Origin of the sequence: Novimethylophilus kurashikiensis (assembly GCF_003112435.1) — a bacterium.
In the GTDB taxonomy this organism is placed as follows: domain Bacteria; phylum Pseudomonadota; class Gammaproteobacteria; order Burkholderiales; family Methylophilaceae; genus Novimethylophilus; species Novimethylophilus kurashikiensis.
This window is the reverse complement of record NZ_BDOQ01000009.1, coordinates 57178-80775: the sequence shown is the minus strand read 5'-3', so window position 1 is coordinate 80775 and position 23598 is coordinate 57178. Positions and strand designations below refer to the sequence as shown.

Genomic DNA, 23598 nt, shown 5'->3' with positions numbered 1-23598 from the left:
ATAGATTGGTAGAACTTATTTAGGACATACACGCCGCTTCCATGGAGATCGCCATGTCCCAGCCACTTGTCCTCGATACCGTCAATCCTTTACTGGATACCGATTCCCCCTCCTCGATAATGACGCCAGTCACCCAGGCTCCAACATCCCAAGCATCGCTCGACCAGGCTGTGAGCCGGCTACGGGAAGGCGCTGTGCGATTCGCTGCACTCTCGTTGGACCAGCGCATCGCACTGGCCGAAACACTGCGACAAGACTTCATGCAAGTCGCGCAACACATGGTAGAAGCCGGCTGCAAGGCCAAGAATATCCCGGTCGGATCGCCTCTGGAGGCCGAGGAATGGGCCACCGGCCCTTGGGGCATTATCCGGCAGCTGCGCTTGATTGCCGATGCACTGCGCAGTCTCAAGAAAACAGGCAACACACCCATCGGCCCTGTGGCAAAAACCCTCAGCGGCAAACTTGCCGTGCGGGTTTTTCCGCAAAGCCCAATCGATGCCATGCTGCAAAAAGACGTCACGGTGGACGTCCACATGCAGCACCACGTCACCGAGCAAACACTGGACACTGACCGAGCCGCTTTCTACAAGCATCCCGATCACGCCGGCAAGGTGGTCCTGGTGCTGGGGGCGGGCAACATCGCCGCCATCGGCATGATGGACGTTATCACCAAGCTCTTCAATGAAGGCAAGGTGTGCGTGCTCAAGATGAACCCGGTCAACGCCTATCTCGGCCCTCTAATTGAAGAAGGTTTCCAGGCCGCCATTCGCAACGGCTTTCTCGAGGTCGTCTACGGCAGTGCCGACGAAGGACGCCATCTGGCCTACCATCCGGGCGTCGACGAAATCCACCTCACCGGCTCGGACAAGACCTACGACCAGATCGTGTGGGGCGCTCCCGGACCGCAGCAAGATGCACGTCGCGCCGCCAACGAGCCGCTGACGCAAAAACCCATCACGGCAGAACTCGGCAATATCTCGCCAGTTATCGTCGTGCCCGGCCCCTATACCGACGAGGAAATCCAGTTCCAGGCAGAGGTCATCGCCGCGGCCATGACCATGAACGCGTCCTTTCTCTGCAATGCGGCCAAGATGCTGGTATTACCTAAGGATTGGGATGGCAGCCCACGTTTTTTACGTGCGGTGCGGCGGGTGTGCGCCACGATAGAGCCGCGAGCCGCCTACTATCCCGGCGCCGCAGAGCGCTGGAAACACATGACCGAACGACGCTCGAACATGGTCAATATCGGTCTGCCAGCCAAGGATGCTTTGCCGTGGAGCTTCGTCAGCGGGCTCGACCACCACAACCAGTCGGAAAAACTGTTCCACGAAGAAGCGTTCTGCTCCGTGTTTGCCGATGTGGAACTGGGCTCGCCCAACCCGATGGAGTTTCTGGAGCGGGCTGTAGATTGGGTCAACACTCAGCTCTGGGGCACGCTCAGCGCCACCCTCATCGTGCATCCGTCCACGCTCAAGAATTCCGCGGTGAATGTTGCGTTCGAGCGTGCCATCGATCGATTGGAATACGGCACCGTCGCAGTCAACACCTTCCCCGGCCTTTCTTTCGTATTCGCCTCGCCGCCGTGGGGCGCCTACCCCGGCGCCAAGCCCGACAATATTCAGAGCGGCACCGGCTTCGTGCATAACACCGCGATGCTCGAGGGCATCGAAAAAGCCGTCATTCGCGCGCCGCTGACCTCCTTCCCCAAGCCCGGCTACGTGCCCGGCCATCGCACCGCAGCGGCCTTGCTGCGCAAGCTGGTCGTGCTGGAAAACGCGCCGAGCTGGCTCAAGATGCCGGGCATCCTGTGGGAAGCGTTGCGCGGATAGCTAAGCTGGCTCGGCCGCCCAGGAACTTTCAAGATCATCTCCATCTCTACGGGTACAGGGCATCCGCCTTGTGCCTGTCTTTGTTTGACTCCGCCGGTAAACCGATCAACAATACGCCCCATCGCTCGCCTACGCTCCAGCAAGCCAACACCCGCCGTTCATGCAGCGCCCTGCCCAACCCGTATTGACCGCTTCCGTGCCGAGCTGGATATCGTCCCAGCGTAGCGACGGGACCATCCGAATCTCGCGCAATTTCTCGCTGGCGTTCATGATTTCGGTGCTGCTGCACGCGTTGCTGCTATTCGTGGTGGTACGCGAAAAACTGCTGAATGAGGAGGTCAAACCCGCGCTGCCCTCCACCATCGTCGTCAATCTCGCCCATAAGCCGACCAAGACGCCCGAGCCGGAAACCACGCCAGCACCACCGCCGGTTGAGCCACCCCCACCACCGCAACCGGTCAAGAAAGCCATACCGCCTAAGACGGTGAAAATTCCGCGGCCGATGACAACACCCAAGCCCTCGCCGATCACGATACCGTCCAAGCCGGAACTGCAGACACCGCCGCCTGTCGCCGCCGCGCCTCAGCCGTCGCCTCCGGCAAAAACATTGGATCCGTCCCAGTTCCCCGACATGGCGTCCTACGTCAAGGCCATGCGTGACCAGCGCCACGCGCCCAGCCAGGACGACACCACCGAGGAAGTCAAACAGGTCAAGGCGCCCCAGGCAGGCACCAACGGCATCTTCCAGGTGCCGCGCATGGACCAGCACTCGGCAATACTTGTTTTCCGGGGTTGGAAAGGCGAATACAGTTATTCGCGCAAGGAAACCTACCAAGTCGATGCCAAGCTGGGTGAAGATATCCATCGCGCAGTCATCCAGAAAATGATCGAAATCATCCGCCGGTATTACGACGGCGATTTCAACTGGATGTCGCCGACACGCGGTGAAGTGGTCCTTTCGGCCCGGTTGGAAGATAACGACCGGCTTGAAAAATTCCTCATGAACGACTTCTACGGCCCGGCAGGCCTACAGTTTTAAGCCGCCCACGTAAGTGGCTTAACGTACTGAGCAGAGCCTCTATCCCCATTAATTTACGGCCTCTAGCGGCCGGTGCTGTTTCGGCCGGTCGTTCATGGGAGGCCCTCGTTGTATCGTCGCATCCGCCTTAAAACACCGCTCGTGCTGGCCATCGTGCTGGCCGTGTTTCAAGTTCAAGCCAGGGCCGACCAGATCAAGCTCAAGAACGGCGACCTGCTCACCGGCTCTATCGTCAAGAAAGAAGCCACGACAGTGGTGTTCAAGACCAACTATGCGGGGACTATCAACGTTCAGTGGTCGGAAATAGAGAACATCACTTCCGACGAACCCGTGCATCTCGTCCTTTCGGACGGTTCCAGCTTGCGCGGGGAACTGGTTTCGACCGACCCGGGCGATATTGGGCTGGAACAAGAGAACGGTGGCGAGGAAAAGAATTTTTCCCTCATGAAAACCCGCTACATCAACCCATCGCCCGATCTCACCGGCGAGGGCTACAAGTGGACGGGCAACATCAACGCAGGCGGCACCCTCACCCAAGGCAACAGCGAGACAAAAGGGATCAATATCGACGGTGAAACCGTTTTCCGTGCCTTGAAAAACCGCTTCACCATCGGCGGCTACTTCCACCGCCTTGAGGATCGAGGCCGCAATACCCAGTTCAACAGCCGCGTCAACGGCAAGTATGACCGCTTCCTGGAGCCGCAATGGTATGTGTACGGGAACACCTCATTTGAAAACGACCGCTTTCGCGATCTCAAGCTACGCAGTACGGCGGGCGTCGGTACCGGCTATCAGATTTTCGAAACGCCCAACCTCAACCTTTCCATCGAAGGCGGCGTCAACTACATCAATGAAGATTTCTATAAAGCTCAGGACGATAGCTACCCCGGCCTGCGCTGGGCGTTGCGCTACGATCAGATGCTGTTCCACAGCTCGACCAAATTCTTCCACGAACACGAAGTGCTGATGGATATCCAGCAAACCAGCCATTACCTGCTGACATCCAAGACCGGCATCCGTTTTCCGCCCATTTTCAATTTCAACGCCAGCACGCAATTCCAGTACAACTGGGATAGTCGCCCTGCGGTCGGTCGCAAACGCGCCGACTCCATCCTCATGTTCACGTTGGGCTACGGCTGGTAGATAGGCATCGTGCGATAACGAACTGTGACTATCGTCTGCTCCCGAATAATGACGAATTGTGTTTCGGGCACGCCCCGGAGCCATTCACAACACAAGGAGACTCGGATGAAGAAACCTCTATTTTTCATATTCGGATATGCCGCGCTAATCACTCCGTTGCAACTTTATGCCGCTACGGCCACGCTTTCTGAAGGCGAAATCTTATCGGTGGTTGAAACCGCCAACGCTGGCGAGATCAAGGAAGGCAGCTTTGCTCAGAGCCATGCCAACAGTACCGGCACCAAGGAATTCGCCCAACAGATGGTCGGCGACCATACCGTCATGAACGACGCCATCAAGTCGCTGGCGCAGAAACAGGGCCTCAAGCCCCAATTCAATGCTGTCAGCAAAAGCCTCAAGGATGACGGCGACAAATCTCTGAAGAAGCTCAAATCGCTCAAGGGCGAAGAATTCGACAAGACGTACATCGAGAACGAGATTACCGAGCATAAGAGCGTGCTCGACACCTTCGACAACACCCTGATCCCCAGCGCCAAGAACACTGAAATGAAAGACGCACTCGCACAATCGCGAGCCAAGATCGCCGAACACCTGGAGCATGCCAAGCAGCTTCAGTCCGGTTCGCATTAGTCCTGCTGTTAAGGCTGCTCCTGCATGAGCGGCCTAATGCCGTTTTCGCCGCTTGTTAACTCTAATCGTCGGCTACTGCAATCTTCGCCCTGCGCCGTTCCTCCATCGTTCTCCTCGTTGCGCTTAGACGCCCAACCCAAATTCCCGGTCCTATCCACTACCAATCTATGCCAATCGCATAAAAAGCTATTGACTTAAGTGATATTAGTGCTATAAATGATAAAAGTGAAAGCGCTGATATAGTTCGATGTCGGCGTTACTCAAAATCAACTCGAATCATTTGAGAGAAGGATAGATCGATGTCGTTTTTACGCAGGCGCCCGCGCCCTCCGGCAGACAACAAGCAAAAACCAGAACCTGCACGCGATGGCCAACCGCCTAATCAGGAATTCTTGATTGTTAAAACAAGCGCGCAATAAATTGCGTGCAACGTTGGCCCCCGATTAAACCCACTGCGATCCGCCAGTGGGTTTTCTATTTCTCGGCCACCCTAAATAAAAAATTGTTCTTGACGTAAATGATAAATGTGATAATTTTGATAAATATAAAATCTATTATATAGAGGTCTCAAGTGCGATATAACCCGTATTACGTGGGCGTTGGGATCACGGCAGCCATGTTGCTGGGATTGGGAGTGATGGAGGCACCGCTGCAGCTGCGAGGTATTTCCGACATGGGAATTGCAGCCGCCGGTTGCGCCGCATGGTTCATGTTGCTGGCAGCCACCCTAAAAAAGGCGCAGCAAGCAGGTCGCCACCACGTCGAAGAGACCGAAAAGGCCTTGACCAAACTGGCGGCCAATTTCGACGGCCTGTTTCAATCCCTCCACGAAGAACTGTTGACCCAGGCTGCCAGCTCGAAGGACGAACTGACCCAGCTGCAAGCCCTGCTCAACGATGCCATCCAGAAACTCATCGGCAGTTTTACCGGGCTTGAATCGGCCTCCCGTCATCAACATCAGTTGGTGCTCCAGATTGCACATCAGCAGGCGCAAGATCTTGGCGGATCAACGACATCTGATACAGCAAATTCGCGCGAAGATACGCTCACCATCGAGAAATTCCTTGCCGACACATCGGGCGTGCTCTCGATGTTTGTCGACCGCAGCGTTGAAAACAACAACCTGGGCAAAGAGCTGGTTACCAAGATGGATCTCATCAACCATGAGGTCAAGGATATCCAGCACCTGCTGACCGAGGTCGAAGGCATTGCCAGCCAGACCAACCTGCTTGCGCTCAACGCAGCCATCGAAGCGGCACGTGCGGGCGAAGCCGGGCGTGGATTCGCAGTAGTGGCGGAAGAAGTCCGCAAGCTGTCCATGCGTTCCACCGATTTCAGCAATCAAATCCGCAGCCACATGCTCGACATGGTGGCCTCGATGCAAGGGGCGGAACAAGTCGTGCAGGCACTTTCAACAGCCGATATGCAGGTCGTTACCAGTTCCCGCGAGAGCGTCGAAGACATGATGGGCGTCGTGCAAAAGATGAACGACGTCATGATGACAGCGGTGGCCGAGCTTAGCGATTTGACGGACCGGGTAGAAAACGACGTCAAGACCGCCATCACCACCCTCCAATTCCAGGATCTGGCCTCGCAACTCATCGGACACTCCGAAAGCCGGCTCAACGTCATCGGCGAGATTCTCAACGGCATCACCGCCATCGACGAACGCTTTATCGAGCAGAACAATCGCTTCGAGCGCTGGGAACACAAGCTGATCGAGTCGCGCGCGCTCATCGAAAGAACACGGCACAACCCGGTCAAGCAGGTCAACATCGACGCCGGTGGCGTCGAGCTGTTCTGACACCTACTACGCCTTATTAAATCAATCCAAAACTGGAGCTTATTTCATGGCCAAAACCATCCTGACAGTCGACGACTCCCCTTCCATTCGGCAAATGGTGTCGTTCACGCTGAAGAGCGCGGGCTATGAGGTCACTGAGGCAGTAGACGGCCAGGACGGCCTGGACAAGGCCAAGCTCAAGTCGTTCAACCTGGTCTTCACCGACCAGAACATGCCGCGCATGGATGGCATCACGTTGATCAAAAGCCTCCGCGCCCTGCCCCAATACAAAGCCACGCCCATCCTCATGCTTACCACCGAAGCCGGCGAAGCCATGAAAACGCAAGGTCGGGCTGCCGGGGCGACAGGGTGGCTGGTCAAGCCGTTCGATCCCAACAAGCTGCTCGAAGTCGTCAAAAAAGTCATCGGCTGAACCTTGCAGTCGCCAGCATCGATCGGGAGTCGGCCATGAGTATCGACATGGGGCAGTTCTACCAGACGTTCTTCGACGAGAGCGCCGAGCGCCTGGAAGAAATGGAAAGCCTTTTGCTGTCCATGGACATCGAGGCCCCGGACATCGAGGAACTAAACGCTATTTTCCGCGCCGCGCATTCCATCAAGGGCGGCAGCGGGACGTTCGGTTTTACAGACATGACCGAAGTCACGCATGTGCTGGAAAACCTGCTCGACCGTCTGCGCAAAGGCGAGATGACGCCGAGCGAACCTCTCACCGATGTCTTCCTGGAAGCCGTGGATGTGCTCAAGGCGCAGCTCAACGGCCATATCCGCGGCGAGCCTACCGCCCCCGAGAGCAAGGATGCGGTATGCCGCAAGTTGCTCGAGTTTTCCGAAACCTTCGATGGCAGTCATTCCTCTGCAAACCCGGAGATTGACAACGACATAGAAGCCAGCGAAGCCATCTATCGAATAGAAATCCAACCCGCAAAATTCCTGCTCAAGCAGCCGGCCATCCTGGAAACGATGATCGAAGAGCTCACCCGTCAAGGCAAGCTGGAAACCTTGCAGCAACCGGTGATCAAGGGGAAAAAGAAAAAAACCGACAAATCCACCCCGTGGGTGTTTCGCCTCACCACAAGTACATCAGCAAAAACGCTGCAAGAAACCCTGGAATTCTTGATTCCGCCTAAGGATTTCTCCATCGAGCATGTTGTTGATGTCACGCATCCAGCCCCTGTTAGCGACGACGATCTGGGGTTCGGATTTTTCGACGACCTGCCGCTGCCTCCGCCTGATGCAAGCACCGACGAGTCAGTTGAAACCGTTACTACCGGTGCGCCTTCCGCCGTCGAGGACACCGGCTTCGGCTTTTTCGAGGAATTACCACTTGTCCCGGCGGCAGAAGCCCCTGCGTCGCGGCCTTCAGGAAAACCGAAACTGCCGCAGGGTGCGAGTAAAACCGCCGCCAGCAGCGGCAACGGCGATTCATCGATTCGCGTCAGTGTCGAGCGCGTCGATCAACTGATCAACCTGGTCGGTGAATTGGTCATTACCCAGGCCATGCTGGCCCAAACCGGCGCGGCGCTCGATCCGGTGACGTTCGAACGCCTGCATGCCGGCCTCGCGCAACTGGAACGAAATACCCGCGATTTGCAGGAATCGGTGATGTCGATCCGCATGATGCCGATCAGCTTCGTATTCAGTCGCTTTCCCCGTGTGGTGCGCGATCTGGCGGGCAAGCTCAACAAGCAGGTGGAACTCGTCACCGTGGGCGAAACGACCGAGCTGGATAAGGGCCTGATCGAAAAAATCGCCGACCCCCTCACCCACCTCGTGCGCAACAGCCTGGACCACGGTATCGAGCAGCCTGATGTCCGCATTGACGCGGGCAAACCGGCAAAGGGCACGATCACCCTTTCGGCGTCGCATCAAGGCGGCAACATCGTCATCCAGGTGAGCGACGATGGTGGCGGGCTTAACCGCGACAAGATTCTGGACAAGGCACGCGAACGCGGGCTAGCCGTCTCCGAGGGCATGAGCGATAACGAGGTGTGGATGCTCATCTTCGAACCCGGCTTCTCCACTGCCGAGGTCGTGACCGATGTTTCCGGCCGCGGGGTTGGCATGGACGTGGTGAAACGCAACATCACCGAGATGGGCGGCAGCGTTGGCATTTCATCCGAAGCCGGACAAGGTACGTCGATCACCATCCGGCTCCCACTGACACTCGCCATCCTCGACGGCATGACCGTGGGGCTGGGCGACAGCCTGTATGTGATTCCGCTCAACACCATCGTTGAAACCCTGCAACCGCAGGCACAGGACATCAAAACCGTGACCGGTGAAGGCCGCATGGTGCATGTGCGGGGCGAATACCTGCCGGTCATCGCGCTCCATAACGTGTTCAATCTTGCGACCGACATTACTGATCCCTGCGACGGTGTGCTGGTATTGATCGAAGCCGAGGGTAAGAAAGCCGCGTTGTTCGTCGATGCGCTGGTAGGCCAGCAACAGGTCGTCATCAAGAGCCTGGAAACCAATTTCCGCAAGGTTGTCGGCGTTTCCGGCGCCACCATCATGGGCGACGGCACGGTCGCGCTCATCCTGGATGTGCCGACGTTGATCAAACTCGGGCAATAAGGAGCAAACATCATGGCAGTCAATCCCGTGGAAGCCGCCGAACACAGTGCCGACACCCCCATAGGCGAATACCTGACCTTCACCCTGGGCAGCGAAGAATACGGCATCGAGATCCTCAAGGTGCAGGAAATCCGCGGCTACGACGCGGTGACACGCATCGCCAACACGCCCGATTTCATCAAGGGCGTCATCAACCTGCGCGGCACCATCGTGCCCATCGTCGACCTTCGCGTGAAATTCAACCTGGGAACCGTCGAATACAACGAGTTCACGGTCGTCATCATTCTCAACCTAGGCGGTCGCACCGTGGGGATCGTGGTAGATGGCGTCTCCGACGTCATTACCCTGCTCACCTCCCAGGTCCGCGGCGTACCTGATCTCGTCGCCAGCATCGACACCCAATACCTCACCGGCCTCGGCACGGTGGAAGGCCGCATGCTCATCCTGGTGGATATCGAACGGTTGATGTCCAGCCAGGAAATGGCGTTGATCGACACCCTGGACCAGTAACCTGAGAAAAGCCCAGTCACCAGGAAAAAGCGAAGAAGCCGCAAGTATGAAAATCAATTTGCCTGTAACCAGCCAGGAATATCTGCTGACCGAGCAGGATACGATCGTATCGACGACGGACCTGAAAGGCGCCCTGACCTACGTCAATCGCGATTTCGTCCGCATCAGCGGCTTCTCCGAATCCGAACTGATCGGCTACAACCACAACGTGGTCCGCCATCCTGATATGCCACCGGCGGCTTTCCAGGACATGTGGAACACCCTCAAGGCCGGCCGTCCCTGGTCGGGCTTGGTCAAGAACCGCTGCAAGAACGGCGATTTCTACTGGGTAGTGGCCAACGTCACCCCCCTGCGCGAGAACGGTGTCGTCACCGGCTACATGTCGGTTCGTGCCAAGCCGACGCGTGCACAGGTCGAGACTGCGGAGCGGCTGTATAAACTTTGGAACCAGAATATCTTCCCCAGCCCTCCCTTGCTCGTGCGGCTTCGTAGGGCCATGCTCGACCTGCCTCTGCCCGGCAAGGTCGGCGCCAGCGTCGTCTTGCCCTCTGGGTTCCTGTTGCTGGCCATCGCAGCCTATGTAGCACAGATGAGCCAAGCTGCCGTAGTGACGTTACTGGCCCTTAGCCTGATATCGGTCATTGGCACCGCCTGGTTTCTCGTGAAAAGCCTGGTGCCACCGCTCGACATGATCCGGCGGCATCTCCAGACGATGTCCGAAGGCAAGCTCAACGTGCACTTCGATATCGATCGTAGCGACGAGATCGGGCGAGTGCTGGAGGCGCTGCGTTCTGTACAGATCAAGATCGGTTACGACGTAGCCGAAGTACGCCGACTCGCCGACGAGGCGGTGCGCGTTCAAACAGCGCTGGACAACGTGAACACCGGCGCCATGATCGCCGATAACGAGCGCAACATCGTCTATGTCAACAAAGCGGCGCATCGCCTGCTGAAACGAGCCGAGGCCGATATTCGCAAGCAACTACCTGAATTCAGCGCGGATCGATTGGTAGGCAGCAATATCGACATCTTCCATGGCAACCCGGCTCATCAGCATCATCTGCTGGCGCAACTGCAAGACACGCATCGCGCTATGATCAAACTGGGCGGATACACCATGGAAGTGGTAGCTAACCCTGTGGTTACAGCCAATGGCGAGCGGTTAGGCACCGTGGCGGAATGGGTCGATCTCACTGAAAAAATAGCTGTCGAAGCGCGCGAGAAACAAGTGGTCGAAAACGCACTGCGTATTCAGTCCGCACTGGATAGCTCCTCCGCATGCATCACGGTATCCGACCGCGAAGGCTTGTTACGCCACATGACACCGGCCTGCAAGCAATTGATGCAGCTCATCGGCGGCGCAGGGTTCAACGTAGAGCACCTCATCGGCCACCGCTTGAGTGAGCTTTTCAAGGACCCGGTCGCGGCGGCCAAGTTGGACGAAGCCGTGCATACCAGCCGTGACGTCGATTTTGTGTTCAAGGGCCGTCAGTTGCGGTTATCTGCCAAGCCTATCGTGGATGCAGAAGGCCATCAGCTAGGCCGCGTCAGCCTGTGGATGGACCGGACGCAGGAAGTCTCCGTGGAACAGGAAATTGAAACGGTCGTAACCGCAGCCGTCAACGGCGATTTCGCTGTGCGCCTCGTCCCGAGCAACAAGCAAGGATTTTTCCTCAATCTGGCAGAAGGCATGAACCACCTGCTGCAAACCTGCGAGACCGGCTTGCAGGACGTGGTGCGGATCCTCAATGCCCTCACCCGCGGCGACCTCACCCAGCAAATCGACCGGCAGTATGCGGGCACCTTCGCCCAGCTGAAAAACGACTCCAATAGCACGGTAGACAGCCTGCACCAATTGATCGAGCAGATCCGCGGCGCGGCTCAAGCCATCAACAACGCAGCGCGGCAGATCGCCGCGGGCAACATGGATTTGTCCCAGCGTACCGAATCGCAAGCCGCCACGCTGGAGGAAACCGCCTCCAGCATGGAAATCCTCGCCACCACGGTGCGGCAGAACGCCGAAAACGCCAAGGAAGCCAACCGCATGGCGGTGGCTGCCTCGGAAGTCGCCGTCAAGGGCGGTGCCGTCGTCGGCGAAGTGGTCGATACCATGGCGCGCATCAACACGTCATCGCACAAGATCGTGGACATCATCGGCGTCATCGACAGCATTGCCTTCCAGACCAACATCCTTGCCCTCAACGCGGCGGTGGAAGCCGCTCGTGCCGGAGAGCAAGGCCGCGGTTTCGCCGTAGTGGCGGGCGAAGTTCGCAGCCTGGCACAACGCTCGGCCGCAGCTGCGAAGGAGATCAAGCAGCTCATCGCCGCTTCGGTAGACGAGGTGGAGGACGGCGCACGGTTGGTGGACGATGCGGGCCGAACCATGCAGGAAATCGTGGCTGCGGTACACAACGTGACCGACATCATGGCGCGCATTACCGCCGCCTCCGTGGAGCAAAGCCTGGGCATCGACCAGATCAACCGCGCCGTCGCCCAGATGGACGAAGGCACGCAGCAGAACGCTTCCCTGGTGCAGGAAGCCGCGACGGCTGCGGAAGCATTGGAAGAACAAGCACAGACGCTGATGGAATCGGTAGCGGTATTCAAGCTGCTCCAATCGACAGCGCCCGCAGTATCCGCCAGGCAAGGTATTAGCCCGGCTATCAAAGAGTTCCGGGCAGCGCCCGCCATCGACGCTGCACAACACAGCAGCCGACTGACGGTCACCGAGGAATGGCAGGAATTTTAACTATTAGAAGTAACGAGGGAGGCGACTATGGATTACTCATCGCGCATCACACTGCTGATCGGCTCACTGCTGGCAGCGCTTATCATGGCGACGTTGCTCGCAGCCAAGCAACTGCTGGCCGGCGCTGTCGTGGTTTTCTTATTGGCAATTGGGGCCGCAGTTTGGTTGGGGCGCGGGCTCATCGCTTCCTACCGGAGCGACACGGCCAACTTCAAGCAGCAATCCGAACAGGCCGTAGCCGAGGTGCAGGAAAAGCTGGTGGATTACCAGGGGCAGATCGACGCCATCGGTAAATCGATGGGCGTGATCGAGTTCAACCTCGACGGTACGGTCATCACCGCCAACCCTAACTTTCTGGCGGTCATCGATTACACGCTGGACGAGGTCAAGGGCAAGCACCATCGTACCTTCGTCGACGCAGCTTATGCCGCCTCGGGTGAATACCGAGCTTTCTGGGACAAGCTCAATCGCGGCGAATACGACGCAGGCGAATACAAGCGCATCGCCAAGGGCGGCAAGGAAAAGTGGATCCAGGCTTCGTACAACCCGATCCGCGACGCCAACGGCAAGGTGTACAAGGTCGTGAAATATGCGGCCGATATCACCGAGCAAAAAATTCAGAGCGCCGACTTCAAGGGCCAGGTCGAAGCCATCGGCAAATCCATGGGCGTCATCGAGTTCAATCTCGACGGCACGGTCATCACCGCGAATCCCACTTTCTTGAACGTCATCAACTATTCGCTGGACGAGGCCAAGGGCAGGCATCATCGCACCTTCGTCGATCCGGAATACGCGATGAGCAGCGAATACCGCGCCTTCTGGGACAAGCTCAACCGTGGCGAATACGATGCAGGCGAATACAAGCGCATCGCCAAGGGCGGCAAGGAAGTCTGGATCCAGGCCTCCTACAACCCGATCCGTGACGCCAGCGGACGGGTATATAAGGTCGTGAAATACGCAGCCGACATTACCGAGCAAAAGATCAGGAACGCCGACTACCAAGGCCAGATCGAAGCCATCGGCAAATCTATGGGCGTGATCGAATTCAACCTCGACGGCACCGTCATTACTGCCAACCCCAATTTCCTCTCCGTCATCAACTATTCGCTGGACGAAGCCAAGGGCAAGCATCATCGCACCTTTGTCGATGCAGCCTACGCCAATAGCCCCGAATACCGGGCCTTCTGGGAACGGCTCAACCGCGGCGAATACGATTCGGGGGAATATAAGCGCATCGCCAAGGGTGGCGCGGAAGTGTGGATTCAGGCCTCCTACAACCCGATCCGAGATGCCAGCGGCCGGGTCTACAAGGTGGTGAAGTACGCCTCCGACATCACCAACCAGAAGCGCTACCAGCTCATGGTGGAAAAAGTGCTCGCCGACACGCGTGCCGTCATGACTGCGCTATCGCAAGGCGACCTCACCCAGAACATGACCGGCGAATATGAAGGCGAATTCGCGGTATTGAGCGACTCCGTCGTGCAATCTATCAATAACCTGCGCGAGATCGTGCAGCAGATCAGCGAAGCCGCCGATCTCATCAGTACGGCATCGAAGGAAATCGCTGCCGGCAATACAGACCTCTCGCAGCGCACCGAGGAACAGGCATCTTCGCTGGAAGAAACCGCGTCCAGCATGGAAGAACTCGCCTCCACTGTGAAGCAGAACGCTGAAAACGCCAAGCAAGCCAACCAGATGGCGAGCGCGGCTTCCGGCGTGGCGACCAAGGGCGGCGAGGTGGTCAGCGAAGTCGTCGAAACCATGTCCGCCATTAACGAGTCCTCGCGCAAGATCGTGGATATCATCAGCGTGATCGACGGTATTGCCTTCCAGACCAACATCCTCGCGCTCAATGCGGCGGTTGAAGCCGCCCGAGCCGGCGAACAAGGCCGCGGCTTTGCCGTGGTGGCAGGTGAAGTTCGTAACCTCGCCCAGCGCTCGGCTGCTGCTGCCAAGGAAATCAAGCAATTGATCTCGGATTCGGTGGAAAAGGTCGATGGCGGCACCCGCCTGGTAGAAGAAGCCGGCAAGACCATGCAAGAGATCGTCCAGGCAGTGCGACAAGTCACCGACATCATGGCCGAGATTACTGCCGCATCGGTGGAGCAAAGCACGGGCATCGACCAGGTCAACCAGGCCGTGACCCAGATGGACGAAGTGACGCAGCAGAACGCTGCACTGGTGGAAGAAGCTGCTGCTGCGGCCGAATCGCTCGAAGAGCAAGCTCAGACGCTGGCCGAATCGGTAAGCCGCTTCAAGCTTGATAACACAGTCGTGCAACTGCATCGCCCTGCCGCGACATCGCGCAAGCCAGCCAAGGCTGCAGTTTCCGTGGCGGCCAAGTCGCGTGCCATGCCCAAGTTGCCCAAGCACGACCCGGACGGTGACTGGGAAGAGTTTTAAACCTCGATAGACATGCGCGACATGAGCCATTTTGCGGAGCGGGAGTTTCATTTCACGGAGCAGGACTTCCGCAGCGTACGCACCCTCATCTACGAGCATGCCGGCATCAACCTCAGCGACGCCAAGAAAGACATGGTCTACAGCCGGTTGGCGCGCCGGCTCCGGGCCAACGGTCTGGCGACGTTTCGCGATTACTTGGCCTTGCTCAACGGCGACAACCCGAGCGAGTGGGAGGCCTTCGTCAATTCGCTGACGACCAATCTCACGGCGTTCTATCGCGAACCGCACCACTTCAGCATCCTGGCCCAGCACATCCAGAAAGTAGCACATCGCAAACCCATCGAGATCTGGTGCTGCGCCTCCTCCACCGGCGAGGAGCCTTACACCATTGCCATGACCATGGTGGAAGCCTTTGGCAGCTATACCCCGCCCGTGCATATCCTGGCGACGGACCTCGATACCAACGTGCTGGAAAAAGCCGAGCGCGGGGTCTATCCGCTGGAACGCGTAGCCAAACTGCCGCGCGAGACGCTCAAGCGGTTTTTCCTCAAAGGATCGGGCAAAAACGAAGGCAACGTGCTGGTCCGCAAGGAACTGCGCGACATGGTGACGTTTCGCCAGCTCAACTTGTTGGACGACAAATGGCCGGTGCGCGGGCCGTTCGAGGCGATTTTCTGCCGCAACGTCATGATCTATTTCGATAAGCCTACGCAGTACCAGATCCTGAAAAAATTCATTCCGGCGATGCGTAGCGATGCCCTGTTGTTCGCAGGTCATTCGGAGAGCTTTCAACATGCATCCGACCTATTCACCACTCAGGGGCGGACGGTGTATGCGATCGCGGAAAAGAGCCGACATTTGTCCGGGCATGCACGATGAGCCAGCGCGACTACGAGGAAACCCAGGCACCCGAGGTTTATTTCGACCGTAACTTCAATATCCAGGCGGCGAAAATTCTGCCTGGGGAGTATTACGTGACACGGCGGGACATGTTGCTCGTCACCACGCTGGGTTCTTGCGTATCGGCCTGCATCCGCGACAGGGTCAGCGGTATCGGTGGCATGAATCATTTCATGCTGCCCGAAACAGGTCAGGACAATGGCGGCTGGGGCGCAGCCTCTACGCGCTACGGTACTTATGCAATGGAAATGCTCATCAACCAGTTAATGAAGCTGGGCGCGCGGCGCGAAAACCTCGAGGCCAAGCTCTTCGGCGGCGGCGCGGTGATCAAGAACATGAGCGCGACCAAGGTGGGCGAGCGCAATGCAGAGTTCGGCCTGGATTACCTCAAGACCGAGGGGATTCCAGTAATCGCCAAGGATTTGCTCGATATTTTTCCACGCAAGGTGTACTTCTACCCGTCAAGCGGACGCGTCCTGGTCAAGAAACTGCGCAACATCCACAACCAGACCATCATGGAACGCGAACGCGAATACGGCTCTCGCCTGGTGAGCTCCAAGGTCGAGGGCGAGATCGAGCTGTTCACGTGATCCAACCATGACGAACATCACCTGAAATAATCATGAAAAAAATCCGAGTGATCGTGGTCGACGACAGCGCAGTGATGCGCGCCATGCTCAAGAACATCATCGCCTCGCATCCCTACTTGCAAGTCGTAGATGCTGTGCCAGACCCATTGGCGGCGCGGGAATCCATCCGTGAACTCGACCCGGACGTGGTCACCCTGGACGTGGAAATGCCGCACATGGACGGGCTGGACTTTCTGGAAAGGCTGATGCGGCTGCGCCCTACTCCGGTCCTCATGGTGTCCACGCTGACCGCATCGGGTTCGGAAACCGCCATGCAGGCGCTGGAGCTGGGGGCCGTGGACGTCATCGCCAAGCCGGGCAGTTATCCCGGACAGTCTGTCACCGAATACGGCGATATCCTCGCCGAGAAAATCCGCGTCGCGGCCAAAGCCCGCCTGCACAGGCGCACGGTTCGCCCCCAGGCTGGACACAAGGGAGGTACAATTCCGCCCATGCTTAATAACCCCACGCTCACCCAAGGTAAAGTGCTCGTTTTCGGCGCCTCGACTGGGGGCACTGAAGCGCTTAAGGACGTCCTCGTACAGATGCCGGCCGATGCGCCAGGTATTGTTATAGCCCAGCACATGCCGGAAGGATTTACTCGATCGTTTGCCATGCGGCTCGATACGCTTTGCCGCATCAAAGTGAAGGAAGCCGAGCACGGCGAACCGATCCTGCCAGGCCACGCCTATATCGCTCCCGGGCATTCCCATCTGCTGGTGGGCCGGCACGGCGGTAAATTCGTATGCGAACTCTCGCAGGCAGATCCGGTCAACCGACATCGACCTTCCGTCGATGTGCTGTTCCATTCGGCAGCGACCCAGCTCGGCAAGCAGGCTGTCGGTGTCATTCTCACCGGCATGGGCAAGGACGGCGCACTCGGACTCAAGGCCATGCACGACGCCGGCGCCTACACCTTTGCCCAGGACGAAGCGAGCTGCGTAGTGTTCGGCATGCCGCGAGAAGCCATCGCCCAAGGCGGGGTCGACGAAATCGTGCCGTTGGAGCGCATGACCGAGAAAATCCTGGCCCGATTGCAGCACACGGCGATGAAATCGTCGAAGGCTGAATCCGCGCGTTAGGGGTTTCCCCGATAGTGCCTGAGCATGGCTTTGTGGGTACAATGCCCGGTCGTGTGCAACATACCCTGCCACTTTGACGACGAATTTCGTTCGGCAAAGATGTTGTAGAAAGCCGTGCCTACGGCGATGTATGCGAATTACCTTTGCGGGAGCAATTGATGACTGACAACACGGAGCCCAAAGCTTACTCCACGCGCGAAGCGGCCAAGCTGCTGGACGTTTCCCTGCGGACCGTTCAACTCTGGGTCGAAAGCGGTGTGCTCGAAGCCTGGAAAACGGTAGGCGGGCATCGTCGCGTCTCTCCGGAATCGGTACAAAAACTGCTGGCGAGCCGCAAACCCTCCCGCAACGGCCAACGCGGCGCACTGACGGTGCTAGTCGCTGAGGACGATCCCGTCCTGCTCAATCTCTACCAGCACAAGATTTCCGCCTGGGAACCTCCGGTCAAGCTGCTCACTGCAAGCGGCGGCTACGAAGCCATGATTTCCATCGGCGAGCAAAAACCCGATGTGCTGGTCGCCGACCTCATGATGCCTTACGTCGATGGTTTCCGCATGTTGCGGACACTAGAAGAACATCCGGGCGCCACCAAGACCGCCATCATCGTGGTCACCGCCTTGAGCGATGAGGAAATCCAGAAACGCGGCGGTATTCCCGCCAATATCGAAATCCTGAGAAAGCCGGTCGATTTCGAGGAACTGGAAAACAAGGTACGGGCCCTCGCCGCACGCGGTCAAACGGCTTAAGCAGACACTGTCGACAGCCAGGCCTCCATCTCGCGCCTGGTTTCGTCGAAAATATACTCAACGCGTTCCAGTTCCGCCTCACTCCCCTGCTTCAACGCTGCCTCGGCCTCGGCAGCAACTCTCGCCAGGCGCTTGGCGCGCAAGGTGTCGGCCGTTCCCTTCAAGGTATGCAAGACCCGCAAGGCATCCTCCGGCGTCTTGTTGTCACAGGCACGACGGATGAGGTCGAGGCTGTCCTGAGTGTTCGTCACGAACTGACGGATCAAGTCGCCGCAAAACGAGGTATCGCCGTCCAACATGCGGAGAAAGTCCTCCGCATCGAAGACATGGGCAACCTCGTCGATAACCGGTGAAGGCGACGAGAGCGACTTTTCAATATTGGGGTTGAGAAGGCGCCGGATTTTAAGCAGCATCTCATGCACGTCGAACGGCTTTGCGATGAAGTCGTTCATGCCGGCTGAAGTGCATTGCTCACGCTCCGAGGGTGTAACCCCCGCCGTCATGGCAATAATGGGCGTTTGCAGCGCCAACTCATCGCGAATCAGGCGCGCTGCGCTATAGCCATCCAACTCCGGCATCTGGATATCCATCAGGATCACGTCGTAGCCTGGATTTGTCCGTAGGCGATCCAATGCATCGCTGCCGTTCTCAGCGATCTCCACTTCCGCACCGGATTTCCGCAGGATTTTCGCCGCCACTTCCTGGCTGATGCGGTTGTCTTCTACCAGCAGCAGGCGTGCACCTTCAAGCCGTACAGGGACTCCCGCCAATCCGTCGCCCAGCGATTCATTCGACGACACTCCTTGCACGACCGGGAACGGCAGACTGAAGAAGAAAATACTGCCCTGCCCCAGCTCGCTTTCGACCTCGAGCCGGCCGCCCATCATTTCTACCAGTCGGCTAGAAATCGCCAGCCCGAGGCCGGTCCCGCCGAAGCGCCGCGTAATCGAGCTGTCGGCCTGCTCGAAAGGCTTAAACAATCTGGCAGCCTGGTCGGCGTCCATGCCGATACCGGTATCGCTGATGGCAAAACGCAGCGTGGCTTCCTCATGCGTCGAAGCCTCTACGCCGATGTGTATCGCGATGCTGCCGCGCTCCGTGAATTTAACGGCGTTGCCCGCCAGATTGATCAATACCTGCCGCAATTTTTGCGGGTCTCCATGCACGTGCCGAGGTACGTCATGGTCCACATCCAAGGTCAGCTGCAGTCCCTTTTGCTGTGCAGTAAAGCCCATCATGCCGGCGACCGAATGCGCGACATCGTCGAGATCGAAATCGACAGGCGACAGCACCATCTTGCCCGCTTCGATCTTGGAGAAATCCAGGATTTCGTCGAGGATGGCGAGTAGCGATTGGGCCGAGACACGAATCATGTCCAAGTGGTCGCGCTGTTCGTCGGTCAGGTCCGTGCTATCCAAAAGATAACTCATGCCCAGGATGGCATTCATCGGCGTACGGATTTCATGGCTCATGTTGGCCACGAAATCGCTCTTGGCCTGGCTCGCCTGCTCGGCAAGCTCCTTGGCTTGGCGCAACGCCTGGCGTGCTTGGCGTTGGGCTGAAATGTCGTTGGCGATGCCAACGAAGCCGGTAATTTCACCGGTATGGTCGCGCATGGGGGCGATGACCAGACGCACCGGGACATGCTGGCCGTTCTTATGGACCAGCGTCCATTCGCGCGATTCCGATTCTCCCAGGCGTGCCCGGCCGACAAATACCTCGTCGATACTGACGGTACGGCCGGCTTCGTGGCTGAGCACGGCACGGCGCTCGACGATTTCTTCCGGAAGGTGCAGCACGTCGGGTTTGAACTTGCCCACCAGTTCTTCTGCGCTGTAGCCCAGCATCTGCTCCGCGCCCTTGTTGAACAACTGTATGGTGCCGGCATTATCTGTGGCGAGGATGGCGAACTCGGCGGCGCTATCGATGACCGCCCGCAAGTGCGACTGCACTTCGGCCAGCGCTGTCTGGGCGTGCTTCAACGGCGTGATATCGGCCACGAACACGTAAAAACCCTTGACCACGCCGGCACGGATGTCGGGCAAATAAGACGCCAGCGAGTAACGCGTGCGGCCAGAAACGTCCACGATGGTGCGCTCGAATTGCTGGCGCTCGCCTCTTAGAGCCGCTTGCATGTAAGGCAGATTGAGCGCATATAGTTTTTCGCCGATCACCTCGCGTATATGCTGACCCCGCATTTCCAGAGGACTCTTGCCGAACCATTCCACATAGCTCTGGTTGCCGAAGCGGTTGCGTAGCTCGGTATCCCAATAGCCGATCATCGCAGGCATCTGGTCTATGATCGTTTGCAGTTCTTCCCGTGCTCGATCCTGGAGTATTTCAGCCGTCTTGTGGGCAGTAATGTCCACGTTGACGCCGACCATGCGCAACGGCTGCCCATGTTCGTCCCAGGTCACCGTCGCCTTGGAACGGATATGGCGTACCTGCCCTTTTCGATCGATGACGCGGAACTCGGTTGTGAACGGGATACCTTGGTAAATGGCTTTGTCCAGCAAGGCCTCGGTGGGACCTAGATCGTCCGGATGGACGCGACTTCGCCAGATGGCGTAAGTCAACGGTTCGGAGGGATCGATGTCGTAGATGCCGTACAGATACTCATCCCAGACCAGCTGATGCGTCTGCAAATCCAGATCCCAGATGCCGATTTCACCGGCCTGGGTGGCGAGACTCAAGCGCTCGCTCAATTGCAGTATCTTTTGCTGCTGTTCGCGGCGGGCGGTGATGTCTTCAATCTGCACGATGACGCTTGGCCTGCCGGCAGCACTCTTAAGCAGCGACACCTTGACCTCGGCCCAAACGGGTTGCCCGTTCTTGTGGATATAGCGCTTGTCGAACTGGTAGACGTCGATTTCCCCCGCCTGCAAGCGCCGCAAGTAAATCAGCGAGACCTCGAGGTCGTCCGGATACGTGATATCGCGGGTGGAGAGGCCGATCAGTTCCTCACGGCGGTAACCGAGGATACGACAGAACGCATTATTGACCTCGTAGATGCGCCCCGAAAAATCTCCTAGCGCGAAGCCGCTGGCAGCGAATTCCATGGCATCGTAGAAACGCGCTTCGCTCGCCGTCAGCAAGAGATTTTTCTCCCGCAGTTCGTCAGCCGTAATACCGATCAAGGTCGAAAACAAAGCCCCCATGGCGCAGATCAGCCATACGCCGTTGGCTCCTGCCGAGATGACGTTCTGGGGCAATTGTACCCAGCCCATCATCAGTCCTGTCCCCATCAGCATCAGCACGGTATTGCCGATGACGGCCACACGAAGCCCTCCGACCACGAAAGCTGTGAAAGACAGCAACACCGTGATATTGATCATCGGGAAATGCGTATACCGGAAGGCGAACCAAGACGAAGGCAGGATGAGTGCGATGGCTGCCCAGGTCAGCACGCCTTTCCTGGAATGGATGGAATAATCCAGACGCCCGTGCAGCAACATGACGGCAGGCAATAAAATCAAGGCGACGCCCACCAGGTCGCCCAGGAACCAATGCGCAAACGCACCGACCCACGGCTGGCCGAGATAAACCCACACGATGGTACTGCCGAAAACGGCGCTGACCGGGATCGCCACGGCGCTGTAGATGCCGAGCAATTGCAGCGCGGTAATGAACTTTAGTTTTCCGTAACCGATGTGGGTAAGTCTGGCCGCGAGCCGGGCGCCCAAGGTGAACTCCAGCATGTTGGCGAGCGCCATGCCAAGGCTGAATGCGAGCGCATCGCCATAGATCAGGTTTGCCACCCCAATCCCAACACCGCCGGCAGTGGCAAGGCGGCGCCATTCCCGCATGGGATGACTCAGCAGCACAGCGAACATCACCACATTGGGCAGCCATAGAAAAGCGATGTTCTGTCCGGCACGCGATACTGCCATGGAGAACAAGGCCAGCAAGCAAGAAACCAGGGTCCACCCAGCCGTTCTGGCCAAACTTCGGCGGTTCATCTTAAAAATACGTTGCGGCACGCGGGTCTTTCCAACGGAAAAAATGGACTCATGCAAGTGTTATCGGATGCCTACAAAATCGCAATATCCAATTCGGGCAGTGCATAAAAAACAAGCCGTGAAAGTATCATTTTTATCAAAAATGATCACTCACTAATGCCGTCTTGGTGTAGACTTTCTATACATTTTGGGGTCCGTTTTGCCTGACGCCCAAGTACCCTACAAGACTACAACAAAACCTTAGTTAGGCCTCATGCTAAAACGCATCAACGTCAATGAACTGCGCGTGGGAATGTATCTGCAGGAATTTTGCGGCTCCTGGATCGACCACCCTTTTTGGCGCAGCAAATTCGTCATCGAAGACGAGAACGATATTCGCCTGGTGATGGAAAGCAGCATCAAGGAAGTCGTCATCGACATTTCTAAAGGATTCGACATCGCAGTTGACGAACCTCAGGCTGCCGAACCTCCTCCGCCGCAGGTTTCTACCGCCCCTATTGCCGAACCTCCGCCACCCAAGCCCGCACGAGACCACGAGCCAACCGGCATCGCCGAGGAAATGCAACGCGCGGCGAAGATTTGCGCCCAGGCCAAGACCGCCGTCAAGGGCATGCTGCAGGAAGTCCGCATGGGCAAGGCGATCGATGCCCAAGCGGTCGGCCCGCTGGTCGAGGAAATTTCCTCGTCGGTCATCCGCAATCCAGGCGCCCTCATCAGCCTGGCACGCCTAAAATCGGCAGACGACTACACTTACATGCACTCGGTCGCCGTCTGTGCACTGATGGTGGCCCTTGGTCGCCAACTGGGCATGAAAGAAAACGATTTGCGCGAAGCCGGCATGGCCGGTTTGCTACACGACATTGGCAAGGCAGTGATGCCGATGGATGTGCTTAACAAACCGGGCAAGTTGACCGACGCAGAGTTCAGCATCATCCGGGGCCACCCGGAAGCAGGCTACAAACTGCTTAAGGAGGGCCACGCCGTGAGCGAAGTCTCCATGGATGTATGCCTGCATCACCACGAGAAAGTCGACGGCACGGGCTATCCGCACGGGCTCAAGGGCGACGAGATCAGCATTTTCGCCAAGATGGGCGCCGTTTGCGACGTCTACGACGCCATCACCTCCAACCGGCCTTACAAGGCAGGCTGGTGTCCTGCCGAATCCCTGCGCCGCATGACGGAATGGAGCAAGGGACACTTCGACGGCCGCGTGTTCCAGGCATTCGTCAAAAGCGTCGGCATCTACCCCATCGGCACCCTGGTCAAGCTGAAATCCGGCAAGCTCGGCGTGGTCGTGGATCAGGGCGAGCAATCGCTGCTGACGCCCAAGGTCAAGGCGTTTTTCTCATCCAAATCCAACATGCGCATCCTGCCTGAAGTCATCGATACTTCAATACCGTCCGTCCAGGACAAAGTAGCGGGAATCGAAGACCCAAAGAAGTGGAATTTCGGCGATCTAAGCGTCCTGTGGGGCAGTATCGAAGCCAAGTCCTGAATCATTGAGAGGCCGGAACGCTACTTTTCCGGCTGCCCTTCACGCGCATTTTTTCAGCATCAACCGCTTGAACCTGCTCGCCGAGAGTGGTGAAATACGGCTT

The 23598-nt window shown here is 57.7% G+C and carries 16 protein-coding genes; 15 read left to right on the top strand and 1 reads right to left on the bottom strand.

Going from position 1 to position 23598, the window contains the following annotated elements; all coding sequences use genetic code 11:
* Positions 1-53: 53 nt before the first annotated feature.
* The 14 genes from NMK_RS11345 to NMK_RS11265 all read left to right on the top strand — a co-directional run bounded on the left by NMK_RS11345 (position 54) and on the right by NMK_RS11265 (position 18041).
* Positions 54-1829, top strand: a complete 1776-nt coding sequence (locus NMK_RS11345; protein WP_227871457.1) for an aldehyde dehydrogenase family protein — start codon at positions 54-56, stop codon at positions 1827-1829.
* Between the two features lie 160 nt (positions 1830-1989).
* Complete coding sequence (locus NMK_RS18530; RefSeq protein ID WP_181376261.1) at positions 1990-2868, top strand: hypothetical protein; 879 nt, start codon at positions 1990-1992, stop codon at positions 2866-2868.
* 108 nt (positions 2869-2976) lie between these two features.
* Complete coding sequence (locus NMK_RS11330) at positions 2977-4011, top strand: DUF481 domain-containing protein (protein ID WP_227871456.1); 1035 nt, start codon at positions 2977-2979, stop codon at positions 4009-4011.
* Positions 4012-4116: 105 nt separating this feature from the next.
* The gene (locus NMK_RS11325; protein WP_181376260.1) at positions 4117-4641 is read left to right on the top strand and encodes a DUF4142 domain-containing protein; all 525 of its coding nucleotides are present in this window, start codon (positions 4117-4119) and stop codon (positions 4639-4641) included.
* 571 nt (positions 4642-5212) lie between these two features.
* Positions 5213-6445: a methyl-accepting chemotaxis protein gene (locus NMK_RS11320; RefSeq protein ID WP_146187184.1), complete on the top strand. Its 1233-nt coding sequence runs from the start codon at positions 5213-5215 to the stop codon at positions 6443-6445.
* Positions 6446-6491: 46 nt separating this feature from the next.
* Positions 6492-6857, top strand: a complete 366-nt coding sequence (locus tag NMK_RS11315) for a response regulator (RefSeq protein ID WP_109015866.1) — start codon at positions 6492-6494, stop codon at positions 6855-6857.
* Between the two features lie 35 nt (positions 6858-6892).
* Complete coding sequence (locus NMK_RS11310; RefSeq protein WP_109015865.1) at positions 6893-9022, top strand: chemotaxis protein CheW; 2130 nt, start codon at positions 6893-6895, stop codon at positions 9020-9022.
* A gap of 12 nt (positions 9023-9034) precedes the next feature.
* Entirely contained in the window at positions 9035-9532 is a 498-nt protein-coding gene (locus NMK_RS11305) for a chemotaxis protein CheW (RefSeq protein ID WP_109015864.1), read from the top strand.
* Positions 9533-9578: 46 nt separating this feature from the next.
* Positions 9579-12281 (top strand): methyl-accepting chemotaxis protein, encoded by a 2703-nt coding sequence (locus tag NMK_RS18525; protein ID WP_181376259.1) that lies wholly within the window; start codon positions 9579-9581, stop codon positions 12279-12281.
* 27 nt (positions 12282-12308) lie between these two features.
* Complete coding sequence (locus NMK_RS18965) at positions 12309-14684, top strand: methyl-accepting chemotaxis protein (protein ID WP_305778754.1); 2376 nt, start codon at positions 12309-12311, stop codon at positions 14682-14684.
* A 12-nt stretch (positions 14685-14696) separates the two neighbouring features.
* Positions 14697-15563 (top strand): CheR family methyltransferase, encoded by an 867-nt coding sequence (locus NMK_RS11280; protein ID WP_370848694.1) that lies wholly within the window; start codon positions 14697-14699, stop codon positions 15561-15563.
* Complete coding sequence (cheD, locus tag NMK_RS11275) at positions 15560-16174, top strand: chemoreceptor glutamine deamidase CheD (RefSeq protein WP_109015863.1); 615 nt, start codon at positions 15560-15562, stop codon at positions 16172-16174. Before NMK_RS11280 ends, cheD begins: the two co-directional genes overlap by 4 nt.
* A gap of 32 nt (positions 16175-16206) precedes the next feature.
* Positions 16207-17295 carry a protein-glutamate methylesterase/protein-glutamine glutaminase gene (locus NMK_RS11270; RefSeq protein WP_109015862.1) on the top strand — a complete coding sequence of 363 codons (1089 nt, stop codon included), beginning with the start codon at positions 16207-16209 and terminating at the stop codon, positions 17293-17295.
* Between the two features lie 158 nt (positions 17296-17453).
* Complete coding sequence (locus NMK_RS11265) at positions 17454-18041, top strand: response regulator (RefSeq protein WP_109015861.1); 588 nt, start codon at positions 17454-17456, stop codon at positions 18039-18041.
* On the opposite strand, the gene NMK_RS11260 is transcribed toward NMK_RS11265, so the two are convergent.
* A complete protein-coding gene (locus NMK_RS11260; protein ID WP_181376258.1) occupies positions 18038-21931 on the bottom strand; it encodes a PAS domain S-box protein in 3894 nt (1297 codons plus the stop codon). The genes NMK_RS11265 and NMK_RS11260 overlap by 4 nt on opposite strands.
* Before the next feature lie 322 nt (positions 21932-22253).
* Here NMK_RS11260 and NMK_RS11255 point away from each other — a divergent pair, with 322 nt between their 5' ends.
* The gene (locus NMK_RS11255; RefSeq protein ID WP_109015859.1) at positions 22254-23495 is read left to right on the top strand and encodes a cyclic di-GMP phosphodiesterase; all 1242 of its coding nucleotides are present in this window, start codon (positions 22254-22256) and stop codon (positions 23493-23495) included.
* Positions 23496-23598 lie beyond the last annotated feature (103 nt).